Raw genomic sequence first — 21,000 nt, forward strand, 5'->3', positions numbered from 1 at the left:
ACAACGTTGCTGGCGCTGGTCTGGGTGAGCTGGCGGCGGTGCCGTTCGCGGCGCGGCACATCGGCCCGGACGACGTCGATGCGCAGAAGATGCTGGCGGCGGTGGGCTATTCGTCGGTGGCGGAGCTGCTGGATGCGGCGATGCCGGAGGCGATCCGGGAGGTGCGGGGGCTGCGGTTGCCGCCGGCGGCGAGTGAGCCGGAGGTGGCGGCGGAGCTGCGCCGGCTGGCGGATGCGAACCGTCCGATGGTGCAGATGATCGGCCTGGGCTACCACGGTACGCACACCCCGCCGGTGATTCTGCGCAACGTACTGGAGAACCCGGCGTGGTACACGGCGTACACGCCGTACCAGCCGGAGATCAGTCAGGGGCGTCTGGAGGCGCTGCTGAATTTCCAGACGGTGATCGAGGATCTGACGGGGCTGCCGGTGGCGGGCGCGTCGCTGTTGGACGAGGCGACGGCGGCGGCGGAGGCGATGACGCTGGCGCGGCGGGCGAACAAGAAGTCGTCGTCGCCGGTGTTCCTGGTGGATTCCGATGTACTTCCGCAGACGGTGGCGGTGGTGCGGACGCGGGCGTTGCCGTTGGGTATCGACGTGCGGGTGGCGGATCTTGCGGAGGGTCTGCCGGACGGCGAGTTCTTCGGGGTGCTGGTGCAGTACCCGGGGGCGTCGGGTCGGGTGGTGGATCACGGGTCGCTGGTGGCGCAGGCGCACGAGCGGGGCGCGCTGGTGACGGTGGCGGCGGATCTGTTGGGGCTGTGTCTGTTGCGTCCGCCGGGTGAGATCGGTGTGGACGTGGTGGTCGGCTCGGCGCAGCGGTTCGGGGTGCCGATGGGGTTCGGTGGCCCGCACGCGGGTTTCATGTCGGTACGCAAGGGTCTGGAGCGGATGCTGCCGGGCCGGCTGGTCGGGGTGAGTCGGGACGCGGACGGGGCGCCGGCGTACCGGCTGGCGTTGCAGACGCGGGAGCAGCACATCCGGCGGGAGAAGGCGACCAGCAACATTTGTACGGCGCAGGTGCTGTTGGCGGTCATGGCGTCGATGTACGCGGTGTATCACGGGCCGGACGGGCTGCGGCGGATCGCGGCGCGTACGCACCGGTTGGCGACGATCCTGGCGGCGGGGCTGCGCTCGGGTGGGGTCGAGGTGGTGCACGGGGTGTTCTTCGACACGGTGTCGGCGCGGGTGCCGGGCCGGGCGGAGCAGGTGGTGGCGGCGGCCCGGGACGGCGGGGTGAACCTGCGGCTGGTGGACGCCGACACGGTCGGGGTGGCGTGCGACGAGACGACGACCGAGGGCGACCTGTTGACGGTGTGGCGGGCGTTCGGGCTCGATGCGCAGCCGTCGATCAGCGAGGTGGACGCCTCGGCGGCGGAGCCGCTGCCGGCGGCGCTGGTCCGTACGGGTGGGTATCTGACGCATCCGGTGTTCTCGGCGCATCGTTCGGAGACGGCGATGCTGCGGTACCTGCGGGATCTGGCGGACAAGGACTACGCGCTGGACCGGGGCATGATCCCGTTGGGGTCGTGCACGATGAAGTTGAACGCGACCACGGAGATGGAGCCGATCACGTGGCCGGAGTTCGCGAACATCCACCCGTTCGCGCCGGCGGACCAGGCCGAGGGGTACGCGACGCTGATCGCGGACCTGTGTGGCTGGTTGGCGGAGGTCACCGGCTACGACGCGGTCAGTCTGCAGCCGAATGCGGGTAGCCAGGGCGAGTTGGCGGGTCTGCTGGCGATCCACGGCTTCCACCAGGCGCGCGGGGAGGGCCACCGGGACGTGTGCCTGATCCCGTCGTCGGCGCACGGGACGAACGCGGCGTCGGCGGTGATGGCGGGCATGCGGGTGGTCGTGGTGGCCTGCGACGACGACGGCAACGTGGACCTGGCCGATCTGGACCGGGCGATCGGCGAGCACGCCGACACGCTCGCCGCGATCATGGTGACGTACCCGTCGACTCATGGGGTGTACGAGACGGGCATCGCGCAGTTGTGCGCGAAGGTGCACGAGGTCGGCGGCCAGGTGTACGTGGACGGTGCGAACCTGAACGCGCTGTTGGGGTTCGCGAAGCCGGGCCGGTTCGGTGCGGACGTGTCGCATCTGAACCTGCACAAGACGTTCTGCATTCCGCATGGTGGTGGCGGTCCGGGGATCGGGCCGGTGGCGGCGCGGGCGCATCTGGCGCCGTACCTGCCGGGGCATCCGATGCTGGGCGACGATGCGCGGCCGACGATCGCGGCGGCGCCGTACGGGTCGGCGGGGATTCTGCCGATCTCGTGGGCGTACCTGCGGCTGATGGGCCCGGACGGGTTGACGGCGGCGACGGGTGCGGCGGTGTTGGCGGCGAACTATCTGGCGACGCGGCTGCGGGAGCACTTCCCGGTGCTGTACGCGGGGAACAAGGGCCTGGTCGCGCACGAGTGCATCCTGGATCTGCGGGCGTTGACGAAGTCGTCCGGGGTGAGTGTGGACGATGTGGCGAAGCGGCTGATCGACTACGGGTTCCACGCGCCGACGATGTCGTTCCCGGTGGCGGGGACGCTGATGGTGGAGCCGACGGAGTCGGAGGATCTGGCCGAGCTGGACCGGTTCGTCGAGGCGATGATCGCGATCCGCGGTGAGATCGCGAAGGTCGAGTCGGGTCAGTGGCCGGCGGAGGACAATCCGCTGCGCAATGCTCCGCACACGGCGGAGATGCTGACCGGCGACGAGTGGACCCATCCGTACTCGCGGGCGGTGGGCGGCTGGCCGGGTGGTGCCGGTGCGCGCCGCAAGTACTGGTCGCCGGTGCGTCGGATCGACGGTGCGTACGGGGACCGGAACCTGGTGTGTTCCTGCCCGCCGCCGGAGGCGTTCGAGAGCTGAGTGGGCCGGTCTGGCCCGGTGGTGGTTGCTGCCGGGTCAGGCGGCCTGGCGGTGCCGGGCGGGGCCGCGGCGCGGGGCGACGAGCTGGCCGTCGGGCAGCAGCTCGCCGGTGTCGTCGAACACGACGACGCCGTTGCAGAGCAGACTCCAACCCTGCTCGGGGTGGGCGGAGCGGGTCTTGGCGGCTTCGCGGGCCGGTTCGTCGGCGGAGGGGCAGGGGGGCTGGTGCTGGCACATGGTGGTGGTCTCCGGTCGGTGTTCGGGTCGGCGCCCGACGGGGGCCGGGTGCCGTGCACGCCCATGGTGGCGCGCCCCATCAACTGAACGATGGTGGCGCATTGCCGTGACGTTGCGTATCCCCCGGAGCGGTGACCCTGGGTGATCCGGCCCGCTCAGCTGGCTGGCGGGGCGCCGCTGAACAGGGCGGTCAGCAGGACACGGGAGATTTCGGTCGGGCTGCTCGCCGTGTACGTGCGGCCGCCGCTGGCCTGGGAGACGGTCTGCAGCGAGTTCAGGTCGACCTGGGTGCCGTATCCGACGGTGACGATCGGCAGCGGATGGTCCTTGTCGGCGAGTTTCTCCAGCTGGCTGGTCACGTCGGCCAGGCCGGCCTTGCTGGCGGAGTCGCCGCCGTCGCCGGTGATGATGACGATCTGGTTGCTGGCGCCGGGCTGGTAGTCCTTGCGCATCTGCTTGTACGCGGCGATCGCGGTGTCGAACAGGGTGGGCTGCCCGGTGGGGGACAGCTCGTTGAGCTGGTTGCGGATCGCCACGAACCGCGTGTCGCCCTGGTACGTGTCGTCCTTCTTGCCGATGGGGACGATCTGTTCGTAGTTGTCGCCGCTGCCGTTGACGTTGCTGGCGAAGTCCCACAGGCCGAGCCGCGCGCCGGGCCCGAACCGGAACAGCGTGTCACCGGTGGCCTGGGCGGCAAGTTGCAGTTTCGTCTTGCCGGTGCCGGGCACGGCCTGCCCCATCGACGAGGACACGTCCATCACGATCAGGACGTTGCTCTGCCGGCTGATCGCCGTCCACGTCGACACCGCCGTACTGATCGAGTCGGGGGTGACGACCGATCGCGGCACGGTCGGCACGGTGCGCTGCACCCCGTTGGCGGCGGTCATCTGCGATCCTGGTTTGCGGTTCGGGTCGCGGTAGCCGGCGTCGAGGAACGCCGTGCGCGCGTCGGCGCCGCGCAGCTGCGTCAGGAACGACTGCGCGATGTCGGATCGGACGTGCTGGGTGTCCGGGTTGATCGCCGGTGTGGTGCGGTGCGACCAGTTGATCACCAGGTACGGGAAGTCGGCGTCGGCGGAGCCGTCCTTCGGGTACACGGCGGTCAGCGGGGTGCGGGGGCCGTCCTCGTCGTAGGAGATGACGTCCTGTTCGAGGGCGGGGAACGCCGACACGGTCTGCAGCGCGGCCGTGGCGGACTTCGCGTCGGCGGAGGACAGTTTCTGCAGGATGGTGTCGGTGTCGGTCTGGTAGTCGGACTTCAGTGACCAGATCTGGTTGAGCGTCGACTGCTCGCCGGGGGTGATGTCGCCGTCGTTGTTCGCGTCGGCCATCGCAGTCAGCGCGTGCAGCCCGGCGGTGGACACCGTCGGGTCGGTGACCGCCACCTTGAACCCGCCCCAGTCGGCGTGCCCGTACTTCGCCCACACCTTCCCCGCGTACTCGGTGGCGATGTCGTGCCAGGTCACGTTCGGGTCCTGGGCGGTGAGCGCCTTCGCCATCGGTGCGGGCATCGCGATCACGGCGGGGCTGCGGGCCAGGCTGGGCTGCCGGTCGGGCAGCATCGCCGCGGCGTCGTGCCGGGAGGCGGCCATCCGCATCCAGAGCGTCGACTCCGGTACCCACGCGTCGGGGCGGGGGCCGTCGGTGCGGGTGTTCCAGCTGGGGGCGAGCGCGGCGGCGACCGACGCGGAGTCCTTCTGCTGCACGTCGACCTTCGCGCACCGCTGGTCGACCGTGTGCTCGGCCTGGTTGTACGCGCCGGCCTGCTTGTCGACGACGCTCTGCACGCTCTGGTCGACGACCACGGTCGCGGTCACCGTGGCGCCGCTGCATCCGCGGGTCACCAGGTACGCCCAGGTGACGGACAGGCCGGCGAACACGACGACCGCCACGACCGTGACGATGATCCACGGGGCGATGATCAGGTGCTTGCCGATCCTGCGGCGGTGGGAACGCAGGCCGCCCTTGGCATGGTTGCCACGCGGCACGGCGCCTCCCTGGGGTGTGTCCGTCGCGCGATCGCGACCGGGCGAGAATCTGGCACAGTGTAGGGCCTCGCGCTGTGCGCGGACCGGGCCCGTCCGGCCCCGGTCCGCAACCCGACAGCCGGCCCGACTCAGTCGATGTCGGGCAGTTCGGCCAGTCGCGCCTCTACTTCGGCGAGCTCCTGCCGCAGCTGCTCGGCCCGGTCCGCGGCGGCCGAACGGGCGGCGCTGACGATCTCGGTGACCGCGTCGGTGACGGCCGGCGTGTCGAGCATGCCGACCATGCGCAGCGCGTCGGCGGCCCGTACCGGCGTCGGCTTGGCCAGTACTTTCGCGCCGCGGTGGGCCTGTACCGACCAGTCGCCCTCCTGCCAGCTGAGGGTGACCGACAGCTCCGCCGGGCCCTTGGTCTTGCCGCGGCGCGCGGGGGTGGTACGGGCCGAGGTGGTGGCCGGCGCCGGCGACGCGGCGGGAACCACGGCAGCGGGGGCCGGGGAGGAGGCGGGTGTGGGTGCCGGCGCCGCGGGCGTCGGCTTGGCGGCGGCCGGCTTGTCCGCCGCGGGCTTCTCGGCGGGCTTCGTACGCCGGCCGGTGGTCTTGCCGGGCAGCTGCAGGTCCGACGGCGCGAACTCCAGCTTGTCGCGGCCGAACCGGACGCTGATGTACTCGTCGCTGGTGGAGGGGTCACCGACCTCGGTGACCTGGCCGGTCTGTCCCGCTATCTGGCCGGCGGCGGCGGTGAACACCACCTTGGGGCGCCGCCCGGATCCGACCGCGGTACGTAGTGTCTCGATGTCGTCGACCGACAGTCCTCGGGGCGCGGCCATGGCACGCAACCTCCTGATCGTGGTGTGTTCTGCAAGGTCGTGCTGATTGATACCAGCACCCTGTGACAGCGCGTGGGCGGGCCCGCTCCACCGCGGCCACGGCGGGTCACAGGATCAGGCTGGCCACCAGGATCAGGGCGATGCCGACGACCGAGATGATCGTCTCCATCACCGACCAGCTCTTGAACGTGTCGCCCACGCTCATCCCGAAGAACTCCTTGACCAGCCAGAACCCGGCGTCGTTGACGTGCGAGAAGAACAGCGAGCCGGCACCGATGGCCAGCGCCACAGCGGCCGGTTCACGGTGACGTCGGGTGAGGCGACCAGCGGCGCCATGATCCCGGCGGCGGTGACGGTGGCGACGGTGGCCGACCCGGTGGCCAGCCGGATCAGTACGGCGACGCCCCAGGCGAGCAGCAGCGCGGACAGGTGGCTGTGCTGGGCGGCGATCTTGATCGCGTCGGCGATGCCGGAGTCGATGAGGATCTGCTTGAAGCCGCCGCCGGCGCCGATGATCAGCAGGATCCCCGCGGCGGGCATCAGCGCGTCGCCGACGTAGGAGGTGATGGTCCTGCCGCCGAAGCCGCGCAGCACGCCGAAGGTGAACATGGCGACGATCAGCGCGATCAGCAGCGCCACGATCGGTTCGCCGACGAACGACGCCCACGGCAGCAGCGGGCTGTCGGCCGGCAGTACCACCTCGGCGACCGTACGCAGCAGCATGAGGGCGACGGGCAGCAGGATGGTGAACAGGGTGACGCCGAAGCCGGGCGGGTTGGTGGTCTCGTCGGGGCGGCGGGTGACCTGGTCGAGGAGTTTCTGCGTCGGGTGCGGGTGGGCGTAGCGGGAGATGACCGTGGCGAACAGCGGGCCGGCGATGATGACCGTCGGTACGGCGATGATCAGGCCGATCAGCAGCGTCTGGCCGAGGTCGGCGTGGATGGCGGTGATCGCGGCGAGCGGGCCGGGGTGCGGCGGCACGAGCCCGTGCAGTACCGACAGGCCGGCGAGGGCGGGGATGCCGGTCATGATGTAGACGTTGGCGCGGCGTACGGCGCCCTCCTGGGCAGTGCCCTCGTAGCGGTGCTGTACCTGCCGGGCCATGGTGAGGATCAGCGGCAGCATCAGTACCAGGCCGATCTCGAAGAACATCGGGATGCCGATGATCCCGGCGACCAGCGCCATGATCCACGGTACGGCGCGGGGCCGGGCGTGCCGCAGCAGCGTGTCGGCGATCTGTTGCGCGCCACCGGATTCGGCGAGCAGCTTGCCGAGCATGGTGCCGAGGGCGACGACCACGCCGACGTTGCCGAGTACGGCGCCGACGCCGGTCTCGAACGACAGCGCGACCTTGTCCGGTGCGAGTCCGGCGAGCAGGCCCATCGCCAGCGAGCCGATCATCAGCGCGAGGAACGCGTGCATTCTGATCCGGGTGGTGATCAGGGCGATCACCAGCGCGATGGACACCGCCGCGTGCGGGGCGAGGTCGTGCCGCGGACGGTCAGGCGGGTGGGGCGGCGAGCCGGGCCAGCGCCGCGGTCAGGTTGGTGACCTGCTCGGTGAGCTGCGCCGCCTGGGTACGTGCTGCGGCCAGCTCGTCGCGCACCGCGGCGGTCTCGGCGCGGGCGGCGGTCAGCTCCGCCGCCCGGGACTCGGCCGTACGGTGGGCGTCGGCGGCCTGCGCCTCGGCGGTCTCGGCGCGGGCGACGGCCTGCCGGGTCTCCTGCCGCGCGGTGTCCGCCGCGTCGCGGGCGGCCGCCGCCTCGGCCTCCGCGGTACGGGCCCGGTCGGTGGCGGCGCGGGCGGCCGCGTCCTGCTCGTCGGCGCGGCGTTCGGCCTGGTCGGCGCGGGCGGCGGCGGCGCGGTGGGCGTCCTGTTCGGCGGCGAGCTGCCCGGCGAGCGTGTCGCGGGCCTCGGTGAGCGCGGCGGCCTGCTCCCGCCAGGACCGTTCCGCGCGGCGTACCTCGTCGAGCGTGTCGGCCAGCGTGTCCCGGGCCTGGGTGGCGGCGCGGGCGTCGGCGAGCGCCCGGTCGCGCTGCTCGGCCGTCTCGGTACGCAGCGCCTCGGCCGCCGCCGCCCGGGTACGGGCCTCGTCCCGGTCGGCGATCGCGGCGTCGCGTACGCCGTGCGCGGTGGCGGCCTGCGCCAGCGCGGCCTGCGCCTCGCCCCGGGCCGTACGGGCGTCGTCGGCCGCGGCGCGCGCCTCGTCGATGGCCCGCCTCGCGCGGGCGTCGGCGTCGTGGTGCGCCTGCCGGGCGGCGTCGGCGTCGCGGCGGGCCTCGTCACGTTCGGCGTGCAGCGCGGCGAGCTGCGCCGCGGCCTCCGCACGTACCTGCGTGACCTGCCGTTCCACCCCGGCCGGGCTCAGCTCGGCGTGCAGCGACTCCGACAGCGTCTCGCTCATCTGCTCCAGCCGGTCCACCAGCTCCCAGGTGCGGGCGATCTGGCCGGCGAGACCGGGCGCGTTGCGTTCCCGCATCCGGGAGTTACGGGCGGCGCGTTGGCAGGCGCCGTCGTTGTCCCGGCAGTACCGGAAGGGGCGGCCGGCGCCGATGCGCTGCGGGACGGGGGTGCCGCAGTGCGCGCACGGCCGGGTCGGTGCCTGCTCGTCGGCCGGCTCGGGCAGGGTCGGGGTGTCGACGGCGGAGTCGGCCATGTCCGCAGAGTCTAGGCGGGCCGGGTTCGTGCGCCGCGCAGCGACGCCGGTCAGCGCTCGCCGTCGGGGCGCACCAGCTGGAACAGCACGTGGTCCTGCCAGCGGCCCGCGATCTTCAGGAACGCCGGGGCGACGCCGATGCGGGTGAACCCGACGCGTTCGAGTACGCGCTGGGAGGCGGTGTTGTCCAGCAGCGTCTCGGCCTGCACCCGGTGCAGGTCCAGCTCGTCGAATGCGATCCGCACCATCGAGCGCGCCACCGTGGTGCCGATGCCGCGGCCGGTGTCGGCGGCGGCCACCCAGTACGACAGGCTGCACGACTGGAAGAAGCCGCGGATGACGCTGCTGAGTGCGGTACGCCCGACGATGCGGCCGTCGTCGACGATCACGTGCGGCACCTGCGTGCCCGCCTCGTACTGGCGCAGCGCGTCGTCGATCGCGGCGCGCTGGCCGTCGACGGTGGCGTAGCCGGGGTCGCGTCGCGGTTCCCACCGGGCGAGGTGCTCGTGGTTGGCGACGAGCAGGTCGGCGAGCGCCGGCGCGTCGTCGGCGGCGATGAGTCGGGTGGTGATCACCGGCCCATGATGCCCGAGGCCGGGGCTGCGGCCGACAGCTGGCCGCAACGGGTGCGAGACTCGGCGCATGTTGCAGACCTCGGCGCGCCTGCTGCGCCTGCTGTCGTTGCTGCAGACCCGCCGGGACTGGCCGGGCGCGGATCTCGCCGACCGGCTCGGCGTCAGCGCCCGTACGGTCCGCCGCGACGTGGACAAGCTGCGCGAGCTCGGCTACCCGGTGCAGGCCACGACGGGCACGTTCGGCGGCTACCGGCTGGGTGCCGGTGCGGCGCTGCCGCCGCTGCTGCTCGACGACGAGGAGGCGGTCGCGGTGGCCGTGGGCCTGCGGACGGCGGCGGGTGGTGCGGTCACCGGCATCGAGGAGACCTCGGTACGGGCGTTGACGAAGCTGGAGCAGATCCTGCCGGCGCGGCTGCGCCGCCGGGTACATGCGCTGAACGCGGCGACGGTGCAGATCCCCTTGGCCGGCCCGACCGTCGACGCCGACGTACTCACCGTGATCGCCGCGGCCTGCCGGGACCAGGACCGGCTCCGCTTCGACTACCGCAACCACGACGGTACGGCGAGCGTGCGCAGTACCGAGCCGTACCGGATGGTGAACTGGGGCCGGCGCTGGTATCTGGTCGCGTTCGACCGGGACCGGGCGGACTGGCGCACGTTCCGGGTGGACCGGATCGTGCCGCGGACCCCGGTCGGGCCGCGGTTCACGCCGCGTGAACCGCCCGCCGCCGACCTCGCCGACTACGTGGCGCACCGGGTGTCGACCGCGCCGTGGCCGCACCAGGCGACGGTACGGGTGCATGCGGACGCGGCGGCGCTGACGGCGCGGCTGCCGCGTTCGGTGGGGTCCATCGAGGCGGCGGGCGACGGGGTGAGCCTGCTGCGCACCGGCGCGGACCGGATCGACAGCCTCGCCGTGTACCTGGGGATGCTCGGCGCCGACTTCGAGGTACTCGACCCGCCGGAGCTGGTCGCCGCGGTCCGTGCCCTCGCCGACCGGTACGCCCGCGCCACGCCGACACCGTGACCCACACTGTGCGTCGAGGCGGGCACAATGCGTGAATGATCGACATCGTCGGGCAGGTCACCGAGGTACGCCGCGCCGTCGACGGCACCGGCACCGTACGGCTGAGCCGCCGGTACGACGCGCCCGTCGACGCGGTGTGGGCGGCCTGCACCGACCCGCGGCGCATCGCCGCCTGGTACCTGCCGGTCCGCGGGCAGCTCGGCGAGGGCGGCCACTTCCGCCTGCCGGGCAACGCCCGCGGCCGGGTCCTGCGCTGCGAGGCGCCCACCGGGTTCGCCGTGACCTGGGAGTACGACGCGGCCGACGGCGGCCGGCTCGACGTGGCCCTGGCCGGCGCGGACACCGGCACGACCCTGACGCTGGCGTACCGGGCCACGCCGCCGCCGGGCATGTGGGAACGGTACGGGCCCGGCGCGGTCGGCGTCGGCTGGGACCTGACCCTGCTCGGCCTCGCGCTGCACCTGGCCGGCGACCCGCCACCGGACCCGGCGGGCTGGCCCGCCACCACCGAGGGCCGCGCGTACCTTACCCGGGTCGGCGAGGCGTGGGCCGAGGCGTACCGGGGGACCGGGGTCGACGACGAGACCGCCCGCGCCGCCGCCGAACGGACCGCGGCGTTCTACTCGGCGCGCTGACGCGACGGCCGGGCCCGCAGGTGCGCCCGCTCGCCCTGCTTGCCGAACAGGCTCAGGAACTCCACCGGCTCGTCGGTCGCGCTGCCGAACCAGTGCGGCGTGCGCGTGTCGAACTCGGCGGCCTCCCCGGGCGCCAGCTCCAGGTCGTGCTCACCGAGCAGCACCCGCAGCCGGCCGCTCAGCACGTACAGCCACTCGTAGCCCTCGTGGGTCTGCAGCTCCGGTCGCCGCCCGCCGCCACCGGGCAGGATCAGCTTGTACGCCTGGACGCCGCCGACGTGCCGGGTCAGCGGCAGCATCGTCATCCCGCCGCGGGTCACCGGCCGCAGATGGATGCGCGGATCGCCGGTCGGCGGCGCGTCGACCAGCTCGTCCAGCGTGACGCCGTGCGCGCGGGCCAGCGGCAGCAGCAACTCCAGCGTCGGCCGGCGCGCCCCCGACTCCAGCCGCGACAGCGTACTGACCGAGATGCCGGTCGCCGCGGACAGCTCAGCCAGCGTCGTCGTACGCCGGCGGCGCAGTGCGCGCAGCCGCGGGCCGACCCCGTCGAGCGTGCGTCCCAGGTCGTCGTCCACCCCACCACCGTGCCACGCCGGCAACAGCATTTGCCATCTCCGCGCCGCTCAGGCCGTGGTGAGGTCGAACGGCACCGGCGCGTGCCCCGCCCAGATCCGCCGCGACACCTCCTCCGGGTACGGCACGGTCCGCGACTCGCGGTCCAGTACGCGGGTGAGCCGGTCCCCGGGCCGGTACGCGGGCCAGCCGGGGTCGCCGCCGCCGGCGAACCGTACCCAGCTCTGCTGCATTTCCTGCGCGAGGCGGACGGTGCCGGCGTCGGGGTCCGCGCCGAACACCTGCCTGCCGGTGGGGCCGTCGAGCGTGCCGAACGCGAGCGGCACGTCGAGGCTGTGACAGGCGCCCAGCCCCGGCGCCTCCAGGCACAGCTCGAACAGGTACGAGGTGCCGCCCGCGGCCGTGTTCGCCTCGGCCAGGTGCAGCGACGGCATCCGGAACAGCGCGTCGGACGACACCGTCTCCAGCAGGACGTCCGGCCCGGCATCCGGGTACCCGGCACGGTAGGCGTCCGCGCCGCCGGGTGGCGCCCACACCTCCAGCGCGGTGCGCGCCTCCTGCTCGGTGAACGTACCGGCGCGGCCGGTCATGACGGAGAACAACCGGAACTCGTCGCGGGTGTGGCCGACCACCAGGTCGATTCCGGCCGCCCGCCCACCGGTCAACGCCGACCACGGCGTGTCCGGCAGGACCTCGCCGTCGAGTACGGGGCAGACCGGCACACCGGTCTGGGCGATCCGTCCCCAGCGCCCGCGGTCGGCGGACAGCTCGGCGCCGAGGGCGGTCACCTCGTCGGCCAGCCGCCACGGATCGACGGCACCCAGGGCCGCCGCGGTCGGCTTCGCCCCGACCCGTACGGCGAGCGCGGCGGTGACCTCGCGGGCGAGCGCCGGCGTGCAGTGGCTCCCCGGTACCGAGTGGGTGATCGCCCGGCGGAACAGTCCCCGCGCCGGCGCCATCGTGAGCAGGGCGGCGATCGAGCCGGCCCCGGCGGACTGCCCGGCGACGGTGACCTGCGCGGGGTCGCCGCCGAACCGCGCGACGTTGCGCCGCACCCAGTCCAGCGCGGCCACCTGGTCCAGCAGCCCCCGGTTCGGCGGGGCGCCGTCGACCAGCGCGAAGCCCTCCACCCCCACCCGGTAGTTGAGGCTCACGACGACGAGCCCGGCGGCGCACAGCCGCGCCGGATCGTACGACGGGTCGCCGCTCACGGCGGTGATGTACGCGCCGCCGGGGATCCACACCAGCACCGGCAACCCGGCCGTACCGGGATCGGGGGTGCTGACGTTGAGCGTCAGCCAGTCGGTGTCGCGGGCCGCGTCGGTCTGGGCCGGCCCGGACTGCGGCGGGGGAGGCCCGAACTCGGTGGCGCGCCGCGTGCCGTCCCAGGTCGTCGGCGCGGCGGGCGCGGCGAAGCGCAGATCCCCCACCGGCGGCCGGGCGTACGGGATGCCGCGGAACTCGGCCAGCCCGGCGCGCCACCGCCCCTCCACCACGCCCTCCGCCGTACGGATCCGTGGTCCCGTCGCCGCATCACGCATGCCGCCCCCTCCACCGTTTTCAGGTCAACTGTATTGTTTCAGGTGCAGCGGAACGGTCGGGAAGGGGCCCGGATGCCGAAGACGGTCGATCACCAGCACCGCCGCGAAACGATCGCCCGCGCCCTGTGGCGGGTGGTGGACGGGCGCGGCGTCGCCCACGCGACCATGCGCGTCGTCGCGCACGAGGCGGGCATCTCCCTCGGCCAGTTGCAGCACTACTTCGCGTCCCGGGCGGCCATGCTCAGCTTCGCCATGGACTTCGCCGCCGAGCAGCGAGCCGCCCGCGTCCAGCGGGGACTCGCCGCCCTCGGCGAACACCCGCACCCGCGCGACGTGCTGCGGCTGATGCTCACCGAGATGCTCCCCGTCCACCCCGACGCCCGCGCCACCAGCCGCATGAGCACCGCGTACGTGCTGGAAGCGTTGCACGACAAGGAACTCCACGCCCGCGCCCGCGACGGACTGCGCCAGGCGCGTACCGCCGTCGAGGACCTGGTACGTCAGGCGGTCGCCGACGGACACATCGCCGCGGACCGCGACCCCGCGACCGAGACCGACCTGCTGCTCGCCCTCACCGGCCTCACCACCCTCCTCGAACTCGACGTCGTCGGCCCCGCCGCCGCGCGCGCCGCCATCGACAGCCACCTCGCCCGACTGTTCACCCCGCCGTCCTGACCCCGGCCCGGCCCGCCCGAAAGTCCCGCGACGTCGGGCACCACGAACTGCTACAACACCGGCATGACGGATCGCGGCATCGTGGTGGTCGGCGCCGGCATCGTGGGCGCGTCGCTGGCGTACCACCTGGCGGGGCACGGTCGGTCCGTCACCGTGCTCGACGCCGGGCTGCCCGCGTCGGGCGCCACCCGGGCCTCGTTCGCCTGGATCGGCCGCTCGGTCGACGGCGCCCTGCCCTCGGCGCCGCTGCGCCGCCTGGCGCTGGACGAGTACCGGCGGGTGGAGGCCGAGCTGCCCGCGCTGGCGATCCGCTGGTCCGGGTCGGTGAGCTGGGACGGCTTCGACACGTCCGCGGGCCCGCGTACTCACGACGCGGCGGCGCTGGAGCCGAACCTGAACGCGCCACCCGCGGAGGCCGTGCACCGCCCGGACGACGCCGCGTTCGACCCCGTCGCCGGGAGCGAGGTGCTGATCGCCGCCGCCCGTGACCGCGGCGCCCGAGTACTGACCGGCACGCTCGCCACCGCCCTCGACCACCGGGACGGCACGGTGCACGGCGTACGGACCACCGCCGGGCCCGTACCCGCCGGGACCGTCGTCCTGGCCGCCGGCACCGGAACGGTCGCCCTCTGCGCCGGGATCGGTGTCACGCTGCCCGTCGAACCGTCACCCGCGATCCTCGTACGGTTACGCGCGGCGCCCGGTCTGGTCCGCGGCATCGTCGCGACGCCGGCGCTGGAGGCCCGCCAGCTCGACGACGGCACGGTACTCGCGCCCGTCGCGTACGGCGGCGAGACCGACCGGGCCGCGCTGCTCGCCACCGCCCACCGCGTACGTGACCGGTTCGCCGCCGCGTTCGCGGGCGCCGGCGACGCGGAGGTGGACTCCGTCGAGATCGGCTGGCGCCCCATGCCCGCCGACGGGGAACCGGTCATCGGCCCGCCCCCCGGCACCGACGGCCTGTACGTCGCCGTCATGCACTCGGCGATCACCCTCGCCGCCGCCGCAGGCCGCCTCGCCGCCACCGAGATCCTCACCGGATCGCCCGCCCCCGAACTCGCCGGCTGCCGCCCGCACCGCTTCGCCTGACGTCCGACCATCCCCTGCATACGGGATGGATGGCGGCCGAGGCATCGATGGCACCGCTCCCGGAGCGGGCACGTCCCCCGCGTACCTTCTGCGAACCCTGACTGCGGGAGTGCTCGTGCTTGGCCGCGCCGCATCGACGGTGTACCCGAAGCGTGCTCGCGCATGTCAGGACACGACGACGAGCCGCCGGCCCCCGCAGGTCCCGGCCGCGATCGCCCTTTCCACGGCGACCGCCCGCACGTCGATGATCACCCCACCGGCGCCGGCCACCGGATCCGGGAACTCCTCGTACCGCGGGACGCCGCCGACCTCGTGCAGTGCCGCCGCCTTCATGACGACTCCTGACCGAGGAAGTGGGCGACCCGACGCTGCCACGCCACCAGTACGCGGGGCTGCCGTACGCGGGAGTGGTGGTTTCGCGTGCTGGTGCCGTGGCGCTGGGAGGTCTTGCCCTGGTGCCCGGTCGGGTGCTCGACGTGCCGGGGGACCGCGGGTACGCGATGGGTCGCCCGGTGCAGCCGTGTCCTCAGCGGGTGTTGGCCTGCCATCGTTCGTCCTCCTCGGGGTACGACGCACCGCGCCTCTATCATCGATAGAGAGAATCTAGCACTGATAGAGTGCGGGCGGGAGGTGGCCGAGTTGGCGTTGGACCGAGCGCGGATCGTCGAGGAGGCCGTGGCCCTGCTGGACGCGGAAGGTCTCGACAGCGTCACCACCCGCAAACTGGCCGCGCGGCTCGGCGTCCAGTCGCCCACCCTCTACTGGCACATGCCCAACAAGGCCGCGCTGGTGACCGCGCTCGCCGAGAACATCCTGGAGCAGGAGTTTCCCGACCTGACGCCGCCGGGCCCCGACGAACCCTGGCAGGAATGGCTCACGGATCTCGCCGTACGGCTGCGCCACGCGCTGCTCGCCCACCCCGACGGCGCCCGCGTCCTGTCCGCCTCCCAGCTTTCCCGCCGAATGGCCGCGATCTCCGAGCTCGCCATGAGTACCCTCGTGACCCGCGGAATCCCGCTACGGCGGGCCCGCGTCATCGTCCTCACGGTCGAGCGCTTCACCGTCGGCCACGTACTCGAAGAACAGGCCGCCCGCCCCGGCCCGGACGAACTCGGCGACTTCGACATGGCCGCCTTCACCGAGCAGCACCCCACGGTCATGGCCGGAATCACCGAGTACTTCCAGCCCGGCGCGACGGTCGACGACCTCTTCCGTGACTGTCTCGACGTGGTCATCGAGGGCGCGGTCGCGAAGTCCCAGCCCAAGCCCTGACCGCCGGAAGACGTGCTCCCCTGGCGTACGCGGTGACCGTGGTCCACATGCCGTCGACACGTGCCGAACCGTCGCGCGGGGGAGTGCGCGGCCCTCACGTCATGGCGCGGGCGCTCCGTCAGGCGCTCAGGACTTGCGGATGCGGTCCGCCACGATGCGCGCGTACCGCACGGCCTCGTCGACGGCGACCGAGCCGTCGCCAGGGATCACGCCGACCGCGGCGACGTTGTCGCCGTACCGGAAGACCAGGAACGTCTCGTTGAGCGTGAAGCCCGAGGCGCTGCCGGTGAACACGATCATCTGACTCTCGTCGAGTACCTGCGGCGCCTCGTGGGTGACGAACCGTCCGGTCATCGGCATGCCGTCCTCGGACATGCTGAAGCTGGCGCACTGGTCGGCCAGGTCCGCGGCCTGCGCAATGCGCGCGTGCCCCTTGCCCGGTGCGGTCGTCGAGCTGGACGAGACCACGGCCCCGAACGAGTCGGACGAGTCCTGGGTGAACTGATGGTGCACGTCGCCCACGATCACCTCGCTCAGCCGCTTCATACACCGCCCCTCGGGAACGCTCGGGTCGGCGTCGTTCGTGTACCCGCTCGGCAGGTCGTCGAGCGTGAGCAGGACCTGCTCCTGTTGGGCCCTGGTGAGGCGTGGCCGCGAGGCGACGCCGGTGCCGCTGCCCGCCGAACTGGAGGCGTCAGCCGACTTCGGTGCGCTGGACGACGCCCCTCGCGGATCACCATGCGATCCCGCAGCGGACTTGTCCGGGCCGCAGCCCGTCACGCCCAACACCACCAGCGCCAGCATCGCGACGACCGCTTTGCCCTGCATCCACGCACCTCCACGCCTCGTGTCGGGGGACAGTACCGGACACGGTCAAGTACCAGTGGTCGTCGCCGGCGGAGAGTACGAGAAGTCCGAAGGCGACCGCGAGCGTGCACAGCGTCGGGAGCAGCGCGCCGGACTGTGCTGCCGGGCGGCAGTACGCACGCGGGCCGGTCCTGCCAGACGCGCTAGCCACGACACACCGTCACCGCTGTCCACTGGTGCGCCACGCGTCGCCGACCGTGCCGACCCACGCCGCATGGCGATGATCCGCTCGGGTCCCGTGGCTCCGTGACCTGACCAGCGCTCCACCTCAGGGCTTATCGGTCAAGGGGTCGCCGTAGCTTCCAGCGCGTGGCCGATGTCGTGGGCGTCGGGTGCGTTGCGGGCGAGCCGGGCGAGCTTCGGGACGATGAGGGTGTCGCCGGCGCGGACGGCGGCGAGGGCCTCGCGTTGGGCGGTGAGGTCTTGGGCGTCGGTGGAGCAGCGGGCGTAGCCGATCAGCGTGGGATCATGTCCGGCAGCGTACGGATAGCCCCCGACAACTGAGACGTTCACCGGACGGGCTGTATGAGACGGCGCCCGTGCTGGTCGATGTCGGCCGCGGCCAGTCCGTCTCGGTGTTCGTTGGGGGCTCCTGCTACGGGCAGCTTGCGGCCACGCCAGGCAAGTTCTGGTTGGCCAAGAAATCGATCGTTCTGCGCGGTTGATATCGCTACGTTGAATGTCGTTGTCGGCCGTTCCGAGGAGCATCGATCACCCAACCGATACCGGTCGGCGACGAGCCGGCTGTCGACCCGGCGCTGCTGAGGACGCTGGCGGCCGCTGGCCTGCCGGCAACCGGGCGCTTTGTTCGAAAGGCTGGCTGGGTTAGCCGCGCGTGGATCGGCGACGAATACGTCGTACGACTCAACACCGACGAACGGCACCGCGACGCGTATCGCCACGAGGCTGCCGTCGTCAACCTGCTCGCCGGCAGCGAGGTCCCGCACGCCCGGCACCTCGCTCATGGCGAGGGCCCGGACGGGCCGTGGTACGTCTCCGAGCGCCTGCCCGGCCGAACCCTGTACGAAGCGTGGCCGGCGGCGGACTCGTCGACGCGCCAAGCAATCACCGAGAGCCTCGGTGCTGCGTTGCGCGCCCTGCACCGGATACCTGTCCCGGCGGGCCTGCTGCCGCCTTGGCTGGCCGACGCGCTTGCCGGCAAGAAGCCCTGGGCTGCGTTCCATCCACCTGTGGTGAGTGCGGCGCTCCAGCAGGTCGAGGCTGCCCGACGAGTGCCCGGCCATGACTCGCAGCTGCTTGCCGACGTCACTGATTGGATCCAGGAACGGTTGGTGTCGTTCGCCGACGACGAGCCGGTCCTCGTCCATGGTGATTTACATGGATCCAATGTGATCGTCGACCAGGGACACGTCACCGGTCTTATCGATTTCGCGGAGGCGTTGGCTCAGCCGGCGGACGTCGAGCTCGATACCATCCTGCGCTGGTGCGCGAAGGCGCGAGAGTTCCCACCCGTACCCGACAAACAGGGGCTCGACGAGGCCACGCTCATTGAGGTTCCCGGATGGCTGCACGATGCGTATCCGGAGCTGTTCGAGCGCGAGCATCTGCGCGAGCGGTTGGACTTCTATGACATGTACGGGGAAGTCACGCTCTATGCACACCACCCGCAGGCTGACATCCGCGAAGCGGCGCAGGACCGCATCACTCGCCTGCTTTCCGGCCATAACCACCTAGACGAACTCATCTGGTAGATCGTCTTCCCTCATCGTCGATCCACCGGCCCGCCGCGGCGTAGTGCGGCGACGGCCAGGCCGTGGTACTCGGTGGTCCAGCTGACTGTCGTCCGACATGCTTGTGATCAGCTCGGTGTTCAGCCGGCGATCTGCCGCAGGTGCTCGGTACGGTCTGCTCCCGCTGCCCGTACGCGCGCAGCTCGCCGACCGGGATTTCGAGCCGCTGCGACAGGCGGGCGCCACGGCAGCGTGAGAGCCGCACAGCCGCGCCAAGCACGTTGGCCTGACCGCGGAACTGCCGCACGAACGCCTGGATTCTCTGCTGTGTGAGGGGCCGGGCTCTGTGAGCTCATGTGCGGGGGCGGACAGGCGCTGTCAGACGGCCGAATCGGTGTGTCTGGGTCTACGGCCGACCTTTCGACACTGACGAAACTCAGCGATCACTTCCGGCTCTTCCTCGCGCTAGTTACGGGAATATCAATATCAATAATCCAGTAAAGAGCATCAGGGGGACTGCAGGGCGGTACAACATAATTCCTGTTAGGTTGCATCGCTCCGTTGTGGTCGGCCGGTGCGTGTCCCAGCGACGTGGACCGTGAGGGCCAGCACCGGCAGCCGTGTTCGCGGGGCGCCGGAAAGGGTTGGACGGGCGGCGTTCGGGCTTGTAGCGTGCGGCGAACCGTGACACCGCTTGAGGAGGTGAGACCCATGACCGTGGTACCGACGTGGGTGCTCCGCCTTCCCGTCACGGCCAGCGACTGACGTAGGTGTCGCCGGGAGCGCCTCGCCACCAAGGCACTCCCGAAAGGCACGACCTATGGACTCTTCACAGTTGCCCGCCGAGCACGACGTACCAGTGCGTGATGCCGGGTCGATGGATGCCGGCGCCGACCGGGCGGGCATGTTCGACGTGATCATCGCCGGCTGTGGCCCGACCGGCGCGGTGTTGGCCGCCGAGCTGCGGCTGCACGACGTTCGGGTACTCGTGCTGGAGCAGGACACCGAGCCCGCGTCGTACGTCCGCATCGTCGGACTGCACATCCGCAGTCTCGAACTGCTGGCCATGCGTGGGCTGCTGGACCGCGTACGCGAGCACGGACGGCAGCGGCCTGCCGGCGGGTTCTTCGCCGCCATCGACAAACCCGCGCCCGAGGGTCTGGACTCCGCGCACGCGTACCTGTTGGGCATCCCGCAGCCGGTACTCGTACGGCTGCTGGAGGAGCATGCGAGCCAACTCGGCGCGCGGATCCGCCGCGGTTGCGCGGTGACCGGCGTCGTGCAGGACGACGAGGGTGTGACCGTCGAACTGGCCGACGGCGTCCGGCTGCGTGCGCGCTACCTCGTCGGCTGCGACGGCGCGCACAGTACGATGCGGGCGTTGCTCGGAGTCGGGTTCCCCGGTGAGCCGTCGCGTCACGACACGCTGATGGGCGAGATGGAGCTCGATGCGCCGCGGGAGGAGATCGCGGCCAGGACGAGGGAGGTCCGCGAGACCTACCAGCGGTTCTCGCTCCGGCCTGTGGGCGGCGGGGTCTACAGCGTGGTGGTCCCGGCCGCGGGAGTCAGCGACCGCGCGCAGCCGCCCACCATCGAGGACTTCCGACGAGAGCTGCACGCCATCGCCGGTACCGACTTCGGTGTGCACTCTCCGCGCTGGCTGTCCCGCTTCGGCGACGCCACCCGGCTGGTCGACCGCTACCGGGTCGGGCGGGTGCTGCTGGCCGGCGACGCGGCGCACATCCATCCACCCACCGGCGGGCAGGGACTCAATCTCGGCATGCAGGACGCGTTCAACCTGGGCTGGAAGCTGGCCGCACAGGTCCGCGGCTGGACGCCGGACCCGCTGCTGGACACGTACCAGGCGGAACGCCATCCGGTCGCCGCCGACGTACTGGACAACACCCGGGCACAGATGGAGCTGCACTCCACCGAACCAGGCCCGCGCGCGGTACGCAGACTGCTGACCGAGCTGATGGACTTCGACGTGGTGAACCGGTACCTCATCGAGAAGGTCACCGCGATCGACATCCGGTACGACCTCGGTGCGGGCCCCGCCGACCTGCTCGGCCGCCGCCTGCGTGACCTCGACGTACGGCAGGGCCGCCTCTACGACCTGCTCCATCGTGGCCGCGGGCTGCTGCTGGACCGTACCCGGGGACTGACCGTCGGCGGCTGGTCGGACCGGGTCGACCTGCTGGCGGACCCCACCGTGGCGCTGGACGTTCCGGGTGTCCTGCTCCGCCCCGACGGCCACGTCGCCTGGATCGGCGACGACCAGCACGACCTCGACGACCACCTCACCCGCTGGTTCGGCACCCCCACCGCCTGACCTCGGACCCGAGCACCCACGAAACCCGGTCGGTACGACATCCGCGCCGGAGCTCTCGACCGGCTCCGGCGCGGGCGTCAGTGCGACCGTCGGTACGTCACGGGCTGAACGTCGCGGCGGGGGTGGATGCGCGCAGGTCGGGCCAGAG

The 21,000-nt window shown here is 72.2% G+C and carries 21 protein-coding genes; 8 read left to right on the forward strand and 13 right to left on the reverse strand.

Annotated elements, in window-relative coordinates; genetic code table 11:
* Positions 1-29: 29 nt before the first annotated feature.
* Positions 30-2,870, forward strand: coding sequence for an aminomethyl-transferring glycine dehydrogenase (gene gcvP / locus Aru02nite_RS17240; protein WP_203658782.1), 2,841 nt, complete (start codon positions 30-32; stop codon positions 2,868-2,870).
* A gap of 36 nt (positions 2,871-2,906) precedes the next feature.
* Here gcvP and Aru02nite_RS17245 read toward each other — a convergent pair whose 3' ends face one another.
* The 7 genes from Aru02nite_RS17245 to Aru02nite_RS17270 all read right to left on the reverse strand — a co-directional run bounded on the left by Aru02nite_RS17245 (position 2,907) and on the right by Aru02nite_RS17270 (position 9,150).
* Positions 2,907-3,107, reverse strand: coding sequence for a DUF5999 family protein (locus Aru02nite_RS17245; protein ID WP_203658653.1), 201 nt, complete (start codon positions 3,105-3,107; stop codon positions 2,907-2,909).
* Between the two features lie 155 nt (positions 3,108-3,262).
* Positions 3,263-5,095, reverse strand: coding sequence for a substrate-binding and VWA domain-containing protein (locus Aru02nite_RS17250; protein WP_203658655.1), 1,833 nt, complete (start codon positions 5,093-5,095; stop codon positions 3,263-3,265).
* Positions 5,096-5,223: 128 nt separating this feature from the next.
* Positions 5,224-5,919, reverse strand: coding sequence for a hypothetical protein (locus Aru02nite_RS17255; RefSeq protein WP_203658657.1), 696 nt, complete (start codon positions 5,917-5,919; stop codon positions 5,224-5,226).
* Positions 5,920-6,025: 106 nt separating this feature from the next.
* A complete protein-coding gene (locus tag Aru02nite_RS37250) occupies positions 6,026-6,208 on the reverse strand; it encodes a GntT/GntP/DsdX family permease (RefSeq protein WP_275408656.1) in 183 nt (60 codons plus the stop codon).
* A complete protein-coding gene (locus Aru02nite_RS17260) occupies positions 6,121-7,386 on the reverse strand; it encodes a GntT/GntP/DsdX family permease (protein ID WP_275408657.1) in 1,266 nt (421 codons plus the stop codon). The genes Aru02nite_RS37250 and Aru02nite_RS17260 overlap by 88 nt, the downstream gene beginning before the upstream one ends.
* A gap of 34 nt (positions 7,387-7,420) precedes the next feature.
* Positions 7,421-8,575, reverse strand: coding sequence for a coiled-coil domain-containing protein (locus tag Aru02nite_RS17265; RefSeq protein WP_203658659.1), 1,155 nt, complete (start codon positions 8,573-8,575; stop codon positions 7,421-7,423).
* A 50-nt stretch (positions 8,576-8,625) separates the two neighbouring features.
* Positions 8,626-9,150, reverse strand: a complete 525-nt coding sequence (locus Aru02nite_RS17270) for a GNAT family N-acetyltransferase (protein ID WP_203658661.1) — start codon at positions 9,148-9,150, stop codon at positions 8,626-8,628.
* A 67-nt stretch (positions 9,151-9,217) separates the two neighbouring features.
* Here Aru02nite_RS17270 and Aru02nite_RS17275 point away from each other — a divergent pair, with 67 nt between their 5' ends.
* Both Aru02nite_RS17275 and Aru02nite_RS17280 read left to right on the forward strand, forming a co-directional pair.
* Complete coding sequence (locus Aru02nite_RS17275; protein ID WP_203658663.1) at positions 9,218-10,177, forward strand: helix-turn-helix transcriptional regulator; 960 nt, start codon at positions 9,218-9,220, stop codon at positions 10,175-10,177.
* A 35-nt stretch (positions 10,178-10,212) separates the two neighbouring features.
* Positions 10,213-10,812, forward strand: coding sequence for an SRPBCC domain-containing protein (locus tag Aru02nite_RS17280; RefSeq protein WP_203658665.1), 600 nt, complete (start codon positions 10,213-10,215; stop codon positions 10,810-10,812).
* On the opposite strand, the gene Aru02nite_RS17285 is transcribed toward Aru02nite_RS17280, so the two are convergent.
* Both Aru02nite_RS17285 and Aru02nite_RS17290 read right to left on the reverse strand, forming a co-directional pair.
* On the reverse strand, positions 10,797-11,387 hold the full coding sequence (locus Aru02nite_RS17285) for a helix-turn-helix domain-containing protein (protein WP_203658666.1): 591 nt from the start codon (positions 11,385-11,387) through the stop codon (positions 10,797-10,799). The two genes, Aru02nite_RS17280 and Aru02nite_RS17285, sit on opposite strands and share 16 nt — an antisense overlap.
* A gap of 48 nt (positions 11,388-11,435) precedes the next feature.
* Positions 11,436-12,926: a carboxylesterase/lipase family protein gene (locus Aru02nite_RS17290; protein ID WP_203658668.1), complete on the reverse strand. Its 1,491-nt coding sequence runs from the start codon at positions 12,924-12,926 to the stop codon at positions 11,436-11,438.
* Between the two features lie 72 nt (positions 12,927-12,998).
* Here Aru02nite_RS17290 and Aru02nite_RS17295 point away from each other — a divergent pair, with 72 nt between their 5' ends.
* Both Aru02nite_RS17295 and Aru02nite_RS17300 read left to right on the forward strand, forming a co-directional pair.
* Complete coding sequence (locus Aru02nite_RS17295) at positions 12,999-13,601, forward strand: TetR/AcrR family transcriptional regulator (RefSeq protein WP_203658671.1); 603 nt, start codon at positions 12,999-13,001, stop codon at positions 13,599-13,601.
* A gap of 63 nt (positions 13,602-13,664) precedes the next feature.
* The gene (locus Aru02nite_RS17300; RefSeq protein WP_203658673.1) at positions 13,665-14,690 is read left to right on the forward strand and encodes an NAD(P)/FAD-dependent oxidoreductase; all 1,026 of its coding nucleotides are present in this window, start codon (positions 13,665-13,667) and stop codon (positions 14,688-14,690) included.
* Between the two features lie 165 nt (positions 14,691-14,855).
* On the opposite strand, the gene Aru02nite_RS17305 is transcribed toward Aru02nite_RS17300, so the two are convergent.
* Positions 14,856-15,023, reverse strand: a complete 168-nt coding sequence (locus tag Aru02nite_RS17305; RefSeq protein WP_203658675.1) for a hypothetical protein — start codon at positions 15,021-15,023, stop codon at positions 14,856-14,858.
* Positions 15,020-15,238, reverse strand: a complete 219-nt coding sequence (locus tag Aru02nite_RS17310; RefSeq protein WP_203658677.1) for a hypothetical protein — start codon at positions 15,236-15,238, stop codon at positions 15,020-15,022. The genes Aru02nite_RS17305 and Aru02nite_RS17310 overlap by 4 nt, the downstream gene beginning before the upstream one ends.
* Positions 15,239-15,329: 91 nt before the next feature.
* On the opposite strand from Aru02nite_RS17310, the gene Aru02nite_RS17315 reads away from it, so the two are divergent.
* Positions 15,330-15,962 (forward strand): TetR/AcrR family transcriptional regulator C-terminal domain-containing protein, encoded by a 633-nt coding sequence (locus Aru02nite_RS17315; RefSeq protein WP_203658679.1) that lies wholly within the window; start codon positions 15,330-15,332, stop codon positions 15,960-15,962.
* Positions 15,963-16,088: 126 nt separating this feature from the next.
* Here the strand turns inward: Aru02nite_RS17315 and Aru02nite_RS17320 are convergent, their stop codons facing one another.
* Positions 16,089-16,790 carry a hypothetical protein gene (locus Aru02nite_RS17320; protein ID WP_203658681.1) on the reverse strand — a complete coding sequence of 234 codons (702 nt, stop codon included), beginning with the start codon at positions 16,788-16,790 and terminating at the stop codon, positions 16,089-16,091.
* A 321-nt stretch (positions 16,791-17,111) separates the two neighbouring features.
* Positions 17,112-17,342, reverse strand: a complete 231-nt coding sequence (locus tag Aru02nite_RS17325) for a recombinase family protein (protein ID WP_239076743.1) — start codon at positions 17,340-17,342, stop codon at positions 17,112-17,114.
* A gap of 326 nt (positions 17,343-17,668) precedes the next feature.
* On the opposite strand from Aru02nite_RS17325, the gene Aru02nite_RS17330 reads away from it, so the two are divergent.
* Both Aru02nite_RS17330 and Aru02nite_RS17335 read left to right on the forward strand, forming a co-directional pair.
* Complete coding sequence (locus Aru02nite_RS17330; RefSeq protein ID WP_239076752.1) at positions 17,669-18,541, forward strand: phosphotransferase family protein; 873 nt, start codon at positions 17,669-17,671, stop codon at positions 18,539-18,541.
* Between the two features lie 883 nt (positions 18,542-19,424).
* The gene (locus tag Aru02nite_RS17335) at positions 19,425-20,852 is read left to right on the forward strand and encodes an FAD-dependent oxidoreductase (RefSeq protein WP_203658786.1); all 1,428 of its coding nucleotides are present in this window, start codon (positions 19,425-19,427) and stop codon (positions 20,850-20,852) included.
* Positions 20,853-21,000 lie beyond the last annotated feature (148 nt).

Origin of the sequence: Actinocatenispora rupis, assembly GCF_016861975.1 — a bacterium.
GTDB classification, from domain to species: domain Bacteria; phylum Actinomycetota; class Actinomycetes; order Mycobacteriales; family Micromonosporaceae; genus Actinocatenispora; species Actinocatenispora rupis.